This window comes from Marinobacter sp. B-12 (genome assembly GCF_056857915.1).
This window is the reverse complement of sequence record NZ_JBSXOB010000028.1, coordinates 11,735-28,603: the sequence shown is the minus strand read 5'-3', so window position 1 is coordinate 28,603 and position 16,869 is coordinate 11,735. Positions and strand designations below refer to the sequence as shown.

16 protein-coding genes are annotated in these 16,869 nt (G+C 56.3%); 6 read left to right on the top strand and 10 right to left on the bottom strand.

The window, feature by feature from the left end; genetic code table 11:
* Positions 1–74: 74 nt before the first annotated feature.
* Together AC13D2_RS02840 and AC13D2_RS02835 are read right to left on the bottom strand one after the other, a co-directional pair.
* Complete coding sequence (locus AC13D2_RS02840; RefSeq protein ID WP_007155138.1) at positions 75–752, bottom strand: methionine ABC transporter permease; 678 nt, start codon at positions 750–752, stop codon at positions 75–77.
* Positions 752–1,759 carry a methionine ABC transporter ATP-binding protein gene (locus tag AC13D2_RS02835; RefSeq protein ID WP_482938196.1) on the bottom strand — a complete coding sequence of 336 codons (1,008 nt, stop codon included), beginning with the start codon at positions 1,757–1,759 and terminating at the stop codon, positions 752–754. Before AC13D2_RS02835 ends, AC13D2_RS02840 begins: the two co-directional genes overlap by 1 nt.
* A gap of 201 nt (positions 1,760–1,960) precedes the next feature.
* On the opposite strand from AC13D2_RS02835, the gene AC13D2_RS02830 reads away from it, so the two are divergent.
* On the top strand, positions 1,961–3,382 hold the full coding sequence (locus AC13D2_RS02830) for an HDOD domain-containing protein (protein ID WP_482938195.1): 1,422 nt from the start codon (positions 1,961–1,963) through the stop codon (positions 3,380–3,382).
* A gap of 35 nt (positions 3,383–3,417) precedes the next feature.
* Here the strand turns inward: AC13D2_RS02830 and AC13D2_RS02825 are convergent, their stop codons facing one another.
* The 5 genes from AC13D2_RS02825 to AC13D2_RS02805 all read right to left on the bottom strand — a co-directional run bounded on the left by AC13D2_RS02825 (position 3,418) and on the right by AC13D2_RS02805 (position 8,967).
* Positions 3,418–4,995 (bottom strand): aldehyde dehydrogenase (NADP(+)), encoded by a 1,578-nt coding sequence (locus AC13D2_RS02825; protein ID WP_482938194.1) that lies wholly within the window; start codon positions 4,993–4,995, stop codon positions 3,418–3,420.
* Between the two features lie 112 nt (positions 4,996–5,107).
* A complete protein-coding gene (locus AC13D2_RS02820; protein ID WP_482938193.1) occupies positions 5,108–6,637 on the bottom strand; it encodes a tripartite tricarboxylate transporter permease in 1,530 nt (509 codons plus the stop codon).
* A complete protein-coding gene (locus tag AC13D2_RS02815; RefSeq protein ID WP_292047190.1) occupies positions 6,637–7,101 on the bottom strand; it encodes a tripartite tricarboxylate transporter TctB family protein in 465 nt (154 codons plus the stop codon). The genes AC13D2_RS02820 and AC13D2_RS02815 overlap by 1 nt, the downstream gene beginning before the upstream one ends.
* Positions 7,102–7,158: 57 nt before the next feature.
* Complete coding sequence (locus AC13D2_RS02810; RefSeq protein ID WP_300498966.1) at positions 7,159–8,109, bottom strand: Bug family tripartite tricarboxylate transporter substrate binding protein; 951 nt, start codon at positions 8,107–8,109, stop codon at positions 7,159–7,161.
* Between the two features lie 135 nt (positions 8,110–8,244).
* Positions 8,245–8,967, bottom strand: coding sequence for a ribonuclease activity regulator RraA (locus AC13D2_RS02805; RefSeq protein ID WP_292047185.1), 723 nt, complete (start codon positions 8,965–8,967; stop codon positions 8,245–8,247).
* 339 nt (positions 8,968–9,306) lie between these two features.
* On the opposite strand from AC13D2_RS02805, the gene AC13D2_RS02800 reads away from it, so the two are divergent.
* Positions 9,307–10,017 (top strand): FadR/GntR family transcriptional regulator, encoded by a 711-nt coding sequence (locus AC13D2_RS02800; protein WP_292047183.1) that lies wholly within the window; start codon positions 9,307–9,309, stop codon positions 10,015–10,017.
* Between the two features lie 93 nt (positions 10,018–10,110).
* On the opposite strand, the gene AC13D2_RS02795 is transcribed toward AC13D2_RS02800, so the two are convergent.
* Genes AC13D2_RS02795 through AC13D2_RS02785 form a run of 3 tightly spaced genes read right to left on the bottom strand, consistent with a single transcriptional unit; the run spans position 10,111 to position 12,534 of the window.
* On the bottom strand, positions 10,111–10,818 hold the full coding sequence (locus tag AC13D2_RS02795) for an anti-sigma factor (protein WP_292047181.1): 708 nt from the start codon (positions 10,816–10,818) through the stop codon (positions 10,111–10,113).
* Positions 10,815–11,372 (bottom strand): sigma-70 family RNA polymerase sigma factor, encoded by a 558-nt coding sequence (locus tag AC13D2_RS02790; protein WP_007155142.1) that lies wholly within the window; start codon positions 11,370–11,372, stop codon positions 10,815–10,817. The genes AC13D2_RS02795 and AC13D2_RS02790 overlap by 4 nt, the downstream gene beginning before the upstream one ends.
* A 31-nt stretch (positions 11,373–11,403) precedes the next feature.
* Positions 11,404–12,534 carry a PLP-dependent cysteine synthase family protein gene (locus AC13D2_RS02785; protein WP_367187241.1) on the bottom strand — a complete coding sequence of 377 codons (1,131 nt, stop codon included), beginning with the start codon at positions 12,532–12,534 and terminating at the stop codon, positions 11,404–11,406.
* Between the two features lie 264 nt (positions 12,535–12,798).
* Between AC13D2_RS02785 and AC13D2_RS02780 the strand changes: the two genes are divergently transcribed.
* The 4 genes from AC13D2_RS02780 to AC13D2_RS02765 all read left to right on the top strand — a co-directional run bounded on the left by AC13D2_RS02780 (position 12,799) and on the right by AC13D2_RS02765 (position 16,827).
* Positions 12,799–14,268 carry a DUF4331 domain-containing protein gene (locus AC13D2_RS02780; RefSeq protein ID WP_300498967.1) on the top strand — a complete coding sequence of 490 codons (1,470 nt, stop codon included), beginning with the start codon at positions 12,799–12,801 and terminating at the stop codon, positions 14,266–14,268.
* Positions 14,269–14,280: 12 nt separating this feature from the next.
* Complete coding sequence (locus AC13D2_RS02775; protein WP_292047173.1) at positions 14,281–14,523, top strand: hypothetical protein; 243 nt, start codon at positions 14,281–14,283, stop codon at positions 14,521–14,523.
* 88 nt (positions 14,524–14,611) lie between these two features.
* On the top strand, positions 14,612–15,709 hold the full coding sequence (locus AC13D2_RS02770) for a tetratricopeptide repeat protein (RefSeq protein WP_292047172.1): 1,098 nt from the start codon (positions 14,612–14,614) through the stop codon (positions 15,707–15,709).
* Positions 15,706–16,827, top strand: a complete 1,122-nt coding sequence (locus tag AC13D2_RS02765; protein WP_292047170.1) for a HupE/UreJ family protein — start codon at positions 15,706–15,708, stop codon at positions 16,825–16,827. The genes AC13D2_RS02770 and AC13D2_RS02765 overlap by 4 nt, the downstream gene beginning before the upstream one ends.
* Positions 16,828–16,869 lie beyond the last annotated feature (42 nt).

Sequence of the window (16,869 nt, the reverse complement as noted above, 5' to 3'; positions counted from 1 at the left end):
GAGCCCTACAGGGACGTATTTACGGGCGTTTTTCGGAAGGGCCTTCCCGCCATGGGCTTGCACCCAAACTGAGCCTATTTGCGGCTGAAATACAGAACCAGACGATCTCCAGCCATTTGTAGCAACTGAACGAAAATAACCAGTAGGGCTACGGTAATGACCATGACATCGGTCTGGAATCGTTGGTAACCGAAGCGGATGGCCAGATCGCCCAGGCCGCCACCGCCGACTACACCGGACATCGCCGCATACGAAACCAGCGTAATAGCGGTTACGGTAATACCGGCGATGATCCCGGGCAACGCCTCTGGCAGAAGGGCTCCGAACACTATCTGTTTTACCGTCGCACCCATGGCCTGGGTGGCTTCTATGATGCCCCTGTCCACTTCGCGCAAGGATGTCTCTACCAGACGAGCAAAGAAAGGTGCACCACCGGCCACCAGTGGCGGAATCGCACCAGCCACGCCAAGAGATGTACCGATCAACATCACCGTGAACGGGATCATCACGATCAGCAGGATAATAAACGGTACCGAACGCAGCACGTTCACCACAAAGGACAGCACCGCATACGCGATGGGCTGCTCCAGCAGTTGGCGCTTGCCGAACAGGAACAGCAGCACACCGACCGGCAAGCCAATCAGCACGCTGAACAGCAGTGACATGCCCACCATCACCAGGGTGTCCCAGCTGGCCCATCCGATCTCGGTCCAGTCCACGTTACTCAGCAGATCTCCCATCAAGGCCTCCATCAGCGCAGTACCTCCACGTGAACGTCCGCCGCTTCAAAAGCCTGCATGGCGGTATCGAGATTGCCGCCCACCAGCGAGAGGGTCAGCTGGCCGTAAGGCGTATCCTTGATGTGGTCGATCCGGCCGGAGAGGATACTGAAATCCACACCGGATTCCCGCGCCACGCTGCCCAACAGTGGCGTGTAGGTCGATTCGCCACGGAAGGTCAGGCGCAGGATGCGGCCCTTGGCATGCTGCAGGTCCTGCTGCATTTCCTCGTGGTCGATGCTTTCGCTTTCGAAGACAAAGTCCCGGGTGGTGGGGTGTTTCGGGTGCAGGAACACATCACTGACCGCCCCCATTTCAACGACTTCACCGGCATCCATCACCGCCACACGGTCACAGACACGGCGCACCACATCCATTTCGTGGGTGATCAGTACGATGGTCAGGCCGAGTTCGCGGTTGATGTCCGCCAGCAGCTTCAGAACGGATTGGGTTGTTTGCGGATCAAGGGCACTGGTGGCTTCATCGCATAACAGGATCGTCGGGCGGCAGGCCAGGGCGCGGGCGATGCCAACACGCTGTTTCTGTCCACCCGAGAGCTGCGATGGGTACTTATTGGCCTGATCCACCAGGCTGACCCGTTTCAGCAACTCATCCACCCGGTCACGAATTTCGTTGCGGGAATAAATGCCAGCGAGTTTCATGGGAAAGGCAATGTTGTCCGCCACCGTTTTCGAAGACAGCAAATTGAAGTGCTGGAATATCATGCCCACCTTGCGACGGAAGGCCCGTAGCTCGCTGGCGTTGTAGCCGGTGATATTTTCATCATCAATCAGGATGCGACCACCGGTGGGTGGCTCCAGCAGATTGATCAGGCGCACGAGGGTGGACTTGCCCGCGCCGGAGTGGCCGACGATGCCAAACACCTCGCCGGTGTCGATGGTCATACTGGTGGGGTGTAACGCGGGGATCGCCCGCCCACCTACCTGGTAGGACTTCTGTACCTGGTCAAATACAATCACAACGTTGCCTTGTGAACGCTTTGTCAGCGCCTTGTGGGTGCAGAGGTAAAACGCGCGATTATAAACCAAACCGATGGCAAACCCGAATCCGCCGCCTTGGTAAATCCCCTTACACCATTTGCCACCTGACACACCGGCCACGACTGAACTAGACTGATCCGTTACAAGAACATCATTAACACTCCCGAGGCGCGCGCAATTTTGACCACAAAAACCGAGACTCCGCCCTCAAGGATGAATTCGACCCAGGCATGGGTCACCTATCTGAGCAAAGTGGAGCTGCCGGTACTGGCAAACACTCTCCGCAGAATTGATGAACTGACCGACAGCAGTAACAGCACCGTCAACGAACTGGCTAACGTCATTCTCAATGACGCCCAGCTCACCTCTCAGGTACTTCGGCTCTCCAACACGGTGTTCTACAACCAGACCCGCACCCAGGTAAGCACCGTCAGCCGCGCCATCACCCTGATCGGTTTCGACGCCGTGAAATCCATGGCCATTTCGTCCCTGATCGTGGACTCCTTGCTCAAACGCAACGACCGGCCACACCTGCTTCGCTGCCTGGCCCGAGCCATTCACGCCGCCGTCCAGGCCCGCTGCCTGCTGCCAAAGCGCAACGAACACGCCCTGGAGGAGGTGTTCATAGGGGCCTTGCTGATGAACATTGGCGAGTTGGCTTTCTGGTCCTGCGAGACCGAACAGGCCAGTGAACTGGAATCCCGGCTGCGCGAGGGGGAGCCCACACTGGAGGCTCAGAAAGCCGCGCTCCACACCACCTTTACTGAAATTACCCGTGGTCTGGTGGACGCCTGGTCGCTCGGCCCCTTCATCCGCGAGGTGGTCGCGCCCGGGCAGGCCAATTCGAAGGCCGCCAGCCTGGTGCGCCACTCCGTTGAGATGGCAAGGCTGTCCGAGAATGGCTGGCGCGGCGACGACATGGAAAAGGTCATGGAAGCCTTGGGGCAGGACATCGGAGAGAACCCTGCAGCCGTTCGGGACCAGCTCAAGGTGAATGCCGGAGAAGCCGCGCGGGTCGCGGTGTCGCTGGGCATTCCCCAGGTGACCGCGCTGATGCCTGGCAGCCAGGGCAGCTCCGGCGAGGAGGCGGTGCGCCCACCTGAGGTGGACCCCAACCTGCAGTTACAGATTCTCCGTGACCTTACCCACAGCCTTACCGACAAACCGGACATCAACGAAGTCTGTCAGCTGGTCATCGAGGGCATTCACCGGGCAATCGGCATGCAGCGGGTTGTGTTGCTGATGAGCGACCGCAGCGGGCTTGAACTGGTGCCGCGCAAGCTGGGGGGCAGGGGCACCGAAGCCTGGAAGAACAACTTCACCATCCGCAAGGATGGCACCGGTCCTCTCGGGGCGCTCTTACCCCACGCTGATTGCAGTGTCTATCTGCCAAAATCGAAAACCGAAGGGGTTGCCTATGACCGCTGGCTGGGGAACGTGCCGGCGCTGATCGGCCCCCTGAAAGCGAAGGGGCGACTGGTCGGCCTGTTTTACGCGGACAACGCGGCGGCGGACTATGTGCCCTCCGAGGAACAGCTGACGGCGTTCGGGCACTTTGTGCAGAACGCCCAGCTATGCATCACACTGCTGTCGAGTCATTAACCAACCACCAATTGATCACTGCTCTCACAGCCGCTTTAAACGCGCCGCTTACCATCCACTAACTGAGGAACATTCAGTGGATTGCCATCACGAAGGGCTTCCGGCAACAGCGCCTGGGGAAGGTTCTGATAGCAAACCGGACGCAGGAAGCGATGAATAGCGGCGCTTCCAACGGAAGTCGTGCGCGAGTCGGACGTTGCCGGGAAAGGCCCTCCGTGCACCATCGCATGACACACCTCAACCCCGGTCGGCCAGCCATTGGCCATCACCCGGCCAGCTTTTTCTTCCAGGGTCGGCAACAGCGATCTGGCTTGCTCAACATCACCGTCATCCATCTGGATGGTAGCCGTTAGCTGTCCTTCCAGCTTTTCTGCAACCTGTTTCAGTTGTGCCATATCATCGCATTCGATCACCACAGAACTGGCTCCGAACACTTCATCCTGGAGGCTCTGATCACTGATGAATGACTCGGCAGTTGTGGCAAACAGCGCGGCCTGGCATTGATTAGAGGCTTCGCCTTGCTCTCCGTTACCCAGTGCGCGGACATTGTCGTTGCCAGACAGTGCTTTGACGCCCTGTACATACGCGTCATGGATGCCTGGCGTCAGCATGGTCTGAGCTGCAACAGTGGCGATGGCCTTGCCCGCCGCTGTGACGAATTTATCAAGTGCCGGGCTGCGCACGGCAATGACCAGGCCCGGATTCGTGCAGAACTGGCCAGCGCCCATTGTGAGTGAACCAACGAAGCCTTCCGCCAGCGCCTGGCTTCGCGACTGCAAAGCTTCGGGCAGAAGGAATACCGGGTTGATACTGCTCATCTCTGCGTAAACTGGAATCGGCTGGGGGCGTGCCTGGGCCGTCGCCATCAGCGCCATACCACCGCGGCGCGAACCGGTAAAGCCGACCGCTTTTATCCGCGAGTCCGATACCAGCGCCTGGCCGATTTCGTTGCCGGAGCCAAACAGCAGTGAGAATACGCCCTCGGGCATCTCACATTGCTTGGCCGCTGCTTGCACCGCGAGCCCTACCAGCTCGGAGGTGCCGGGATGTGCGGAATGTGCCTTTACAATAACCGGGCAACCCGCCGCCAGGGCCGAAGCGGTGTCACCACCGGCAACGCTGAACGCCAGAGGGAAGTTGCTGGCGCCGAACACCACCACAGGCCCCAGCGCGATGTGTTGCTGGCGCAGATCAACTCTGGGCATCGGCTTGCGCTCTGGCATTGCCGGATCGATACGAACATCCAGCCACTCACCTTCACGCACTACGGATGCAAACAGACGTAACTGGCCACAGGTGCGGCCCCGCTCACCCTCTAAACGTGCACGCGGAAGGCCGGACTCAAGCATGCCGCGCTCGATCAGTTCGTCGCCGATCGCTTCAATCTGGTCGGCGATAGCGTCCAGAAAGGCCGCGCGTTGTTGTAGCGACGTTGTTCGGAATTCGACGCTTGCCGACTCGGCTAGCTCGCATGCACGCTCGACCTCGGCCGAACCACCGGCTGCGTAGATCGGCTCAAGGTGCTCACCGGTGGCAGGATTGACTGCCTGAATGGGAGCTCCTGTTGCGGAAAAGGCTTCTTGGCCAATGAGTTGCTGACCTTTAGGTTGCATATTCTTGCTCCTACATTGCACATAACAGAAAAAGGATTTAATCCCAACGTATCGACTCTAAGCCCTACCCTGCAGACTGGAGTCACCGGGTAAGGCTGGCTTAATGGCTACTTCAGGTGCTCTGAGCAGCACCAACTGGTTTCTTGAGCGGCTTTTTGATCGCCAGAAAGTAAACAAACACGAGCGTGAGAACGACGAAGAACAAACTGTCCAGACTGGTAAAAAACGTCATCGGGTTGCCATTGGAAAGGGCCAGCGAGCGTCGCAAAAACTCTTCCAGATTGGGGCCAAGAATGAACCCCAGCAGCATCGTGATGACCGGAAAATCATGCTTTCTCATGTAGTACGCCAGCACACCCAACACCAATGTCATCATCATCTGGAACGTGGAATACGTGGCAACGTAACTGCCCACCACGGCAAGAAGTGCGATCGCTCCATAGAGTACGTCCTTGCGGATCGAGACAATCTTGATGAAATAGGGCCCCAGCAGGAACAGCGTTAGGGGAATCAATATCAGGGCGCTGAACAGCAGCGAGGCGAGTACCGGCGCAATCAAATCAGCTTGCCCGGCCATCAACTGAGGGCCTGGCTGAATGCCGTTAATCACCAGTACCCCGAGCATGATTGCGGTTATCGGATCACCAGGAATACCGAATGTCAGCATCGGTACCAGGGCACCCCCACAAACCGCATTGTTGGCACTTTCGGATGCCGCAATGCCTTTTGGATTGCCCTTGCCAAAGCTCTCAGGGTTTGAGGAAGTACGTACCGTTTCAACGTAGGCCAGAAAACTACCCATCGACCCACCGGCTCCAGGCAGTGTGCCAACCGAATAGCCAATCAACGCCGATTTGAGGTAACAGACAACGCCAATGTCACGAATGGACGCTAGTGGGGGGATGAAATCGCGACGTCTGATTTTAACCTTGTTCATCGCTTCTTCGGTTTTGCGAGTCTCTTTTGCAGCCCCGACCTGAATCAGTATTTCACTGATCGCAAAGGTGCCAATAATCACTGGCATCAGGTCAATACCTGCCGTGAGATTGCCAAACCCAAAGGTGAAGCGGGTAACCGGCTCCATCGCATCCAGGCCTATCGTTGCCAGCATTAAACCAATGCAGGCTGCCATGGCTGCTTTAATCATCTTGCCGCGTTGCGCGATGACGATAACGATCACGGCAAACGCCAACAACGAGAACTTACCGGTGGTCTGCACCAGTAACGACGCCTCGGCAATGACGGGCGCGAGGCCAATCAGCAGCATAGCGCCCAAAGCCCCTCCGGCCATCGAGCCAATGGCTGCGTGTCCCAGTGCCAACGCGCCTTTGCCCTGCTTTTGCAGAGGGTAGCCATCCAGAGCGGTCATCATTGAAGACGGCGCACCGGGGATATTGATGGTGGTCGCGGTAATGCTTCCGCCACACATACCCGCCATATAAATACTGGCGCAGGCCATCAATGCGATGGTGACATCCAGGCTGTATGTCAGAGGTAATAACAGCGCCAACGCCAGCGTTGCAGTCAACCCTGGAATCGCGGAAAAAATGGTACCGATTATAAAACCTGCGACAACGTAGGCCAGTACCAGAGGGTCAAGCAGCTTTGTGAAACTGCCCGCTACAAGCGTAATAAATTCCATCAGTTACCTCCCCCAAACGCCGGGAGCCTAACGCCGAAAAGCAGTTCGAATATGAAGTACCCAAGCGTGACGATCACGATTGAAATGATGGCCTTTTGAACAAACTTTTCTTTTTCGGAAAACATCAACATCATCGAAAAAACAAACAGCACTGAAGGGATGAAATATCCGATAGCTGAAAAGGCAAGAATGTAAATGAAGGTCAATAGAATGATTATTGGAGCAGCGAATGGACTACTTTCATCACCCGCATCTGCCACACGTCTTTTTACAAGGTCCCATTCTTTGAACAGTAATATTCCGCTAAACAGCACTGCAAAAGAACCGACAATCAGCGGAAAAAAGGAGGGTTGAAGACGGCCGTCGACAGTTGGACTTCCAAGGTCAATAGCAGTGACGAGATAGCCAACTGAAACGATAAATATAAAAATTTGAAAGATGATTTTTTTATAGATATAAAACATATCATGCACCCTTGGGCATCCCCCTATCAGCGTTACAGGGGGATGCGCGCCACATCGTTACAGATTAAGTTCGTCCATAACTTTGAACGTTTCAGATTGCAGCTCATCGATCCACGCCTGCACATCATTGGAGCCCAGCCAGCTCGGCGTTACGCCGACACCCGCTACCCAGGTCTGAAACTCTTCGCTCTCAAAGGCATGCTTGAAAGACGACTCAAGTTTATCGATCACGGCGTCTGGCGTATTTTTCGGAGCGGCCAGCAACACGAAGCTGCCCGTCTCCAACTCATAGCCTAAGGTGTTAATGGGTGGAACACTTGGAAACGAAGGGTTCTGCTCTGATGAAAGCTCTACCACCCCTTTCACATCGCCTGATTCGATGACGCCACTAAAGTCACCCAGGCTTGAAATGGCGGCATCCAGTTCACCGGACAGCAGTGCTTCGGCCTCAGCACTGGAGGACCCAGGGTAGGTGATCACATTGAATTTAACCCCGGCCTGTTTTTCGAGACGGCGGACGGCAAGAAAAGGCCCTGACCCTCTTGGCGCAACGCCCACGCGGACGCTGTTGGGTTCTGCTTTGGCTGCTTCAATCAGTTCCTTGAAATCGGTAAAGCCAGACTTCTTCGAGACCACTACGGCGTCAGCTTCGCGTGTGATTCGAGCGATCGGGGCCATATCGTCGAGTGAATAGCCTGGAACCATTTTGCCGCGCGGAAGGGTGATCACGCTGTCGTAGGTCAGAACACCAATGGTGTGACCGTCAGGTCGAGCACGGGTCATCTGCATCAAACCGGAAGCGGTCACGGCACCAGCGATGTTTTCTACATAAATAGAAACCGGCATTTGCTGCTCGGCAATGTTAGCGAGCTTTCGCGATATGGCATCGGCGCCACCGCCGGCTGGCCAAGGTACGATAAGACGAATGTCGCGGGAAGGATAATCAGCCGCGGCGACGGTTGAGGCGAGCAGGCAAGCGCCGATAACGCAAACCAGCTGGTTCTTCAATCTTCGTAAAATCATGGCTATATCTCTTTTGTCTGATTGTTATTTATAGGCACTTAATTCTTACAGCAATCTTTTAGGAGCGAGGCGTGAATACCGTTGTGGATTATTGTTTCCACCTCCCGGGCCTGGTGACCGCTATGCTTTTTGGCTGTTGTACTCCTCCAGGGTTTCTGCGTTGGGAGGGTACAGTCCAATGACCTTGCTTCCCGCCCGAACTTTTTTCAGCACATAATCTTCGAAGACCTCCATCGCCAGTGCTTCTTTGGCAATTTCCTGTGCAATTTCCAGAGGGATGACGATGATGCCGTCACCATCGCCGACTAACACATCGCCAGGATTAACCATCACACCGCCACAACCGATCGATACTTGTATGTCTACCGCGTGGTGCTTGGTCAGGTTGGTTGGGGCGCTCGGTTTGGCGCAGAAAATCGGCATGTTCATTTCAGATGCGTCGTCGAAATCTCTGATGCCCGCATCGGAAACAAAACCTGCGCACTTGCGAACTTCCAGACGAGTGAGGAGGATGCTTCCGGCAGAAGCAGCTGTTGCGTCTTGTCGGCAGTCTGAAACCAGCACCATGCCTTCCGGGACGGTTTCAACGGCCAGACGCTGAGGGTGCTCAGGGCTTTTGAACGCCGCAACGGTGTCAATGTCTTCACGAGCCGGGATATAGCGCAGGGTGAATGCCTGGCCGACCATCTTTAATTTCTGCTTGTTGATCAGGCTGACACCTTGGATGTAGGTGTTGCGCAAGCCCCTTTTGAAGAGCGCGGTGTGCAGCGTTGCTGTCGACACACGACGAAGGTCATCGATAACTCGCTGACTTATCTGCATATATTGATTACTTGTTGTCATGCATATTTACCTTGATCGAATGGAACACACTCTCGACTGTACGTTATGGGATTTTACAAATCAAACAACTTTTTACAACTTTTCCATTTTTGTAATAATTTGTATGGCTGCAATCAGTATGAAGGCCCTTAGGAAGTCAACACTCGGAGTTTAGCTTGCTGAAAAACGCTTCATAGTGGTAGAGTTTGGTGCCTTTTACGCTATTTTGTTGATAGCACGCGCAGAAATCGCAAAAATACTGCCAGTTATTGTGTCGAGGACTGCTTGGTCCGAATGGCAATCAGAGTTGCTAAAAGTTGTCTTTTTCGGCGCTAATCACCCTGTTCTGGTCTTTTAACTATGCAGATGCAAAAACAAGATATTAGCCGGTCGCTCTCGTCGGTGGCTTACCAGAAAATTCTGGTTTCCATCATCAATGGCGAATACCCGGCAAACGAGAAGCTTCCCAGTGAGGCAAAGCTGTGCGAAAAATACAGCGTTTCACGGCCCGTGTTGAGAGAGGCGCTGACTCGGCTCAAAGAAGACAATTTGATTGTGTCCCGGCGGGGGTCGGGTAGTTTTGTCATTAAGCGCCCAGATGACACCGTTCTTTCCTTCTCAAAAATATCCAGCATTTCAGATATTCAACGGTGCTTTGAATTTCGCACCAATCTCGAAGGCAGCGCAGCAGGTCTTGCCGCTACGCGACGTACAGCCGATCAGTTGGGTCGTATCGTTGCAGCAGCTGAAAAGATCAATGAAGCAAACAGGCTTCATGCCATAGCCAGCGAAGAAGATTTTGAATTCCATCTCGCCATTGCTGAGGCCGCCAACAACCACTATTACTCGACGGTGATGAAATCGCTTCGGGAAAATATTAAAGAAGGGATGAACATTACACGGACGTTGTCACTAAAATCCTCTGACAGCAATCGTATGGCGCTGGTTCAGGATGAACACAATACGATTTTAAGACATATCATCGATGGCGATGCCGAGAAAGCAGAATCAGCGATGAAGAATCATCTCAATAACGCGAGGATCAGGATGTTCGAGGGAACTGACAACTGATTATTGCGGCCAGAATTCAAGCTGGCGGCCACTTTGCCCAGACCGCCAGCTATACATTACTCTGTTTTCGACCCAGCCCCCTCTTCCGGGCCATCAGAGCTCGTAGAGTTTCGCAACGTGCAGGATCGGCCCGGTCGGCTGGCCGGTGGGGGAGCCTCCCACCGGCTCCAGGCTAATCGCCAGTGTTCGGCTATTGCTGAGAAGCGCACGCGCCTCATCGTCCAGGGTTACCTGGTAGGTTCCGCCTACCGGAATAACCCCGAGAGACAGAGGCTGACCATCCGCAGGCACGATCCACAATTCATAATCCTTGCCCTGCTGGGCAGCCGTCGCGGCAACAGGGCGTAGTTTCAGTTGTCTGTCGAGCGATGACTCACTGACCAGCCACAGGGGGTCGCTCACGTCCGCCTGTACGATGGCCCCCGACAGACGATCATCCATCTCGGGTTCCGGCTGCTGCACCAGGATAACGGCCAGCACCAACGCTGCAGCCGTTGCCAGCATGCTCCAGCCGGGCCAGAACCAGCGGCCGGACGCGTCGTTCGCTGCTTCTGCGGACACAGCGTTACCCGTCTGAGGCCAAAGCCGACGTTCGATTCCAGCCCAGACCGACGCCGGAGGCTGTTCTTCTTCAATGCGTGCGCCCAGGTGCCCCAGTTTCTCTTCCCAGAACCAGACTTCCTGGCGGACTCGAACGGACTCCATCATCCAGCGCTCGAAACGCCGGCGGGCCGCCCCATGAAGGGAGCCAAGCACGTATTCCGCGGCCAATGCTTCTATTCTTTCCGGTGTCTTTTTCATCGTTCCAGACACCTCTTCAGAGCCATTAGTCCGCGCCGAATCCAGCTTTTTACGGTTCCAATGGGAGAACTCAAGGCTTCGGAGAGTTCATCGTGGGTAAACCCCCGGTAATAGGACAACAGAATACTGTCCCGCTGTGTCTCCGAGAGTTCATCCAGGCACCCGCGAAGCTCGGCGGTACCCGCTACCCGAAGTGATTCGTCCAGCGGGCCGTCACGTTCATCGGCAACACGCTCAAGATGGGCGTCGCCGGACGTCGGCCTCGATTTCCTGTTCCTCATAAGATCGAGTGTGCGATAGCGTGCGATCGTCAGCATCCAGCTCAGGGGAGCACCACGCTCACTGTGATATTCACCGGCGTGGTGCCAAATCTGCACAAAGGCATCCTGGACGGCCTCTTCTGCCAGATCCCGCTGACTGGCCAGTTTCAGGCAAAGCCCGAACATCCTGCCGGAAATTTTTTCATACAGCCGCTGAAAGGCCAGTCGGTCTTCCCGGGACACTGCAATCAGCAGTCCCATCAGATCATCCTGCTCAGAGTTGCTGGTTACCATCGATACGATCCCTTGTCTGGTTCTACAGGTATTAGTCGACCTTACGTTCCGAATGCCCACCAGGATGCATGCAGGTCATCAGATCGGGCTCAAACACACCGCTTTGGTCAAAGTCGTCCAGCGCTGTTTCCCACTTGGTTAACTCCAGGCCCTGGCTGGCAAGCCACGTGGGATTGAAATAGGTATCGGTGTATCGGTCGCCACCATCGCACAGAAGCGTGACAACCGAACCGCCCTCTCCGGCGCTTTGCATCTCGCTGGCAAGACTCAGTGTGGCAATCAGGTTGGTACCTGTCGAGCCGCCACAGCGCCGGCCAAGATGACGTTCCAGATATCGGAGCGCGGCAAAACTCGCAGCATCAGGTACGCGAACCATACGCTCAATCACTGTCGGGCTGAAAGAGGGCTCAACCCTGGGGCGGCCAATACCCTCAATGCGCGAACCGCACTGCCCGACAATATCAGACCGCCCACTGGCGAAGGCGTCATAGAAAACCGAGTTTTCCGGATCCGCCACACACAGCTCACAGCCCTGGGCGAGATGGCCACCGTAGCGGATGTAGCGCCCGATGGTTGACGACGTGCCACCGGTGCCCGCGCTGACAACAATCCAGCGCGGTATGGGGTGCGGTTCCCGTCGTAACTGCTCGAAAATGCTCTCGGCAATGTTGTTGTTACCCCGCCAGTCTGTTGCCCTTTCAGCGTAGGTGAACTGGTCCATGTAGTGACCACCAAGCTCACGGGCCAGGCGCTGAGATTCCGCGTAGATCTCACTGCCGTTTTCCACCAGGTGACACTCGCCCCCATAGAACTCGATTTTGGCAATTTTCTGTGCCGACGTCGTTCGGGGCATGACCGCGATAAACCGCAGCCCGAGGAGTCTGGCAAAATAGGCCTCGGAGACCGCTGTCGATCCACTCGAAGCCTCGATGATCGGGGTGCCTGGCGTAATCCAGCCATTGCAGAGCCCGAACAGGAACAGTGAACGTGCCAACCGATGTTTCAGACTGCCGGTAGGGTGGGTCGACTCATCCTTGAGATAAATATCGACGTTCTGAAGGCCCGGCAGGTCCAATTTGATCAGATGAGTGTCTGCAGAACGATTGAAATCCGCATCAATGCGGGCAATGGCGTCGGCTACCCATTGGGTGCGATGGAGCATGTTGTTGGTCCTGAAATCAAACAGTCACTATGGAGCATAGTCGTTCCGGCTCGACTTGAAGAGTAACGCTTTGAAAACCAGGGCCGATACGCCAACTGACACTCGGCTCGCACGTTTTGGCTGAACGTGGTGCACTCATACTCATAATATGTCAGCCCGTTTCCGGAGAGGACGCTTTCAAATTCTTTTTGTGAGAACTGCATCCTTTTCTGTTATCGCTCCGTACCCTCCCTTGCAACACCAACAATAGAAGAGGAAAACGGAATGAATACATTACTAAAACGCTCCGGCCTCGCCATTGCGGTTGCCGGACTCTGTATCAGCGCCGGCACAGCAAATGCCTCAAGCCACCGCGAAGCTCCCTTTATTACCGAAACACCAAAAGTAGACGGCACCGACTTCTACATGTTCCGCAGTTATGAGACGGGGCGTGCGGATTTCGTCACCTTGATCGCGAATTACCTGCCGCTGCAGGATGCGTATGGAGGTCCCAATTACTTCGATCTGGATGAAGACGCGGTTTATGAAATCCACATCGACAACAGCGGCAACGCACAGGAAAACCTCACGTTCCGCTTTGAGTTCTCGGATAACCTGAACGACATCCAACTGCCAGTGGGACCGGACGGCGACAAGAAAATGGTTTCCGTTCCGCTCAAGAATGTTGGTGATGCCAGCAACGAAGCCAATGTACAGTTCAGCCAGGAATACACCGTCTCGGTGATTCGGGGCGACCGTCGTACCGGTACTGTCGAAACCGCGACCAACGTTACAGATGGCACCGCCACCTTTGACAAGCCGCTGGACAACATCGGCAGCAAGTCTTTCCCCGGCGGCTACGAAGCTTACGCCAACCAGCATATCTTTGAGATGGCCATTCCCGGCTGTAGCACCAACGGTAAGGTGTTTGTGGGTCAGCGTAAGGAAGCCTTCGCGGTTAACCTTGGTGAGATCTTCGACCTGGTTAACACTAACCCGCTCGGCCCGCGTAACGCCGAAACCAATGACCTGGCAGACAAGAACGTGACCTCGTTTGCCATGGAGGTGCCGACCGATTGCCTGACAGGAACAGCGGCCACGGCCTCTGGCGACCCGGTCATCGGCGGCTGGACCACAGCTAGCGTGCGCCAGGCACGGGTCATCAACCCGGCGCCAACCTCAAACGGCAAGGGGGCGACGGTAGAAGGAGGAGCCCTGACTCAGGTATCCCGCCTGGGCATGCCGCTGGTCAACGAGGTTGTTATTGGCCTGAAGGATAAAGACCAGTTCAACGCCAGTGAGCCAATGAACGATGGCCAGTTCGCCACCTATGTCACGCATCCCACACTGCCAGAACTGCTGGAAGCCCTGTTTGGCGTAACAGCGCCCAATAACTTCCCACGCAACGACCTAGTTACCGCGTTCCTGACCGGCGTGCCGGACCTGAACCAGCCCCAGGGTGTAACTGCCTCAGAGATGTTGCGTCTGAACCCGGCTGTCGCGGCCACGGCACCAGCCAGTCAGAACGATCTCGGGGTGCTCGGTGCCGATAGTGCCGGCTTCCCGAACGGTCGCCGCCCGGTGGACGACACGGTGGATATCGCGTTGCGTGTTGCCATGGGCGTTCTGGCGGATCCAGCTGACGCTCCAGACGGTGACCTTGGATACACCGATGGCGTGCAGCTTGACCCGGCCGAACTCCAGGAAGTCTTCCCGTACTTGGCCACACCGATCGCCGGTTCACCCAACAGCTAACAGGAGATCACGATGAACGCGCTTCTGAAAATCTCATCTCTGGCTGTTGTGGTCGCAATGCTGGGGGGCTGTTTCGGCGGCTCTGGTGGCAGCGGGGAACCAAGACCGGACCCTGCGGTTGATTTCACGGCGTTCGTGAAGACACAGATCGGCAACACGAACAATACTCGTGCAGCTGTTCAGATCAACGACAAGGAGTTCAACTTCAATGACCAGAATAATGAACAGGCGTTCGACGATCTGTTCATCCAATAGGACCCCTTGCCGGCCTTCAGTACGCCTGAAGCCGGCGAGCACATTCCCTGCCCTTCGGGGCGGGGCTTTTTGTGTCGGGCTGTGGTTGATGGCCGGTTTTTCAAACCTCGCAACCGCTTCACCGGGGCCGATTGAGACAGATTTTGCCGACACCGACATTCTTGTTGAACTGCCAGAGCCGGCACTGACCGCTTCCGAATTACCGGATTCGCCAGAGCAACTGGCAGACACCGTACAAAATCAGATCTCCCGTGCCAGAAGCACCGGAGATCCCCGTTTCCTGGGCTATGCCGACGGGATGTTGCAGCGATGGCCCGGAGAAATGACAGACCAACTGCTTACCCTCAGGGCAACGCTGGACCAGAGCCTCCACCGTTTTGACAGCGCCAGGAAAGACCTGGAAACCGTCATTGCCCAATCCAGGGCCATACTCCAGAAAAACCAGGCTCGCCTGCTCCTGGCCAACCTGGAAATCGTTCAGGGCAATTACGAAGACGCACGAAAGCATTGCGGACAGTTGCAACAATCCTACCCCGGATTGATTGCTGACAGCTGCAAGGCTCAGGTTGATGCCCGCACGGGCAGCCCCCAAGCAGCCTATCAGACGCTCAAGCGCCAGACAGACACAACCAGTACCGATGTCACTAGCCGACTTTGGGCGGAAGGAACTCTGGGGGATATCGCCGCTCAGATGGGCAGCCCCGCCGCGGCGGATCACTGGCAAACGGTGCTTAACATCGCGCCTGACGACCTGTATACCCGCACCCAACTGGCAGACTGGTATCTGGGCCGCAACCAGAATGACAAGGTACTGGCCCTAACCGACAACTATGAACAGGTGGATTCGCTGGCCGTCATTCGGGCTATTGCCATGGCTGAATCAGAGCACCCGAATGCCGAGACGTTGGCGGAAAGCCTCAGGGAACGCTTCGCAGAGGCGCGTTGGCGCGGAAACCTGTTGCACCAGCGGGACATGGCGCGCTTCCAGCTTGATGTGGAGGGCGACGCCGAGACCGCATTGACCTTTGCGGCGGACAACTGGCGCAGCCAACGCGAGCCCCTCGATACCCGGCTGCTGCTGCGTGCCGCCGATGCGGCGGGTAACAACGAGCCAGCCCGGAAGGTGAGATCCTGGCTGAAAGAACAGGGGCAAACCGATGCCCGCTACCCGGAGGCTGGATCATGAGGGATATGAAACAATGGGGTAGCCTTGTGGTATCAATGGTCCTGCTGGCCCTGATCTCCGGAACGGCATGGGCCCACAAGGCCAGCGACAGCTTTATCTACCTGAACCAGGACCGGGCCGAGATACGGATCGATGTGGCACTCCGGGACGTGGCGGTAGCCTTGCCGCTGGACCGGAACGGGGATCGCCAACTCAGTGGTGCAGAGCTGCGTGCTGGCCGGGACCGAATTACCCGATGGGTGGAGCAGGGCGTAACCTTGTCCAGCGCCCAGGTTGATTGCCGCCTGACCGGCCAGCAATGGGGCCTTTCCAGCCATAGCGATGGCCTCTATGCCGCCGGTCTCTACACCATTAGCTGTCCCGATGGCGCCACGCCTGACACCCTGACATACAACCTTTTGTTCTCACAGGACCCGTTGCATCGCGGCCTGATCAGCCTGGAAAGCGACGGGGCCAGCACACTCGGGGTAGTAGGCCCTGACAGCCGCCAACTGGCGCTCTCCGCCGGAGACGCACCGGGAAGCCTGCAGCTGTTCGGAACCTTCCTGTACGAAGGGATCATCCATCTGCTCATCGGCCTTGACCACATACTGTTTCTGTTAGTGCTGATGTTGCCAGCCACACTGAGAAAAAACGATGGCAGTACACCCGTCGGGCTAAAGCAGCGGCTATGGGAACTGACGGGGATCGTGACCGCATTCACGGCGGCCCATTCCGTCACCCTGGCACTGGCAGCCCTTGGCATTGTTCGCTTGCCCATCGCCTGGGTGGAGACCATCATCGCCCTGTCCATAGCGGTGGCAGCCATGAACGTGATGTGGCCGATACTGGGCAGGAAAACCTGGAAACTGGCCTTCGGATTCGGGCTGATACACGGATTCGGGTTCGCCAGCGTTTTGGGGGATCTCACCAGCGGTGTTTCCCAGACCGTCCTGGCCCTCGCCGGCTTCAATATTGGCGTAGAGCTCGGGCAGTTGGGTCTGCTGGTTATTGCCTTCCCGCTGCTTTACCTCTGGGGTAAAACACACCTTTACGGCAAGGCGGTCGTTCCGCTCACACTGATTGCAGTAGGCGCGATCAGCCTGTACTGGGTGGCCGAGAGAGCAATGGCCATCTGAGCCTGGCCCCGGTGCCTTTCGACACCGGGGCTCCCAACGGCT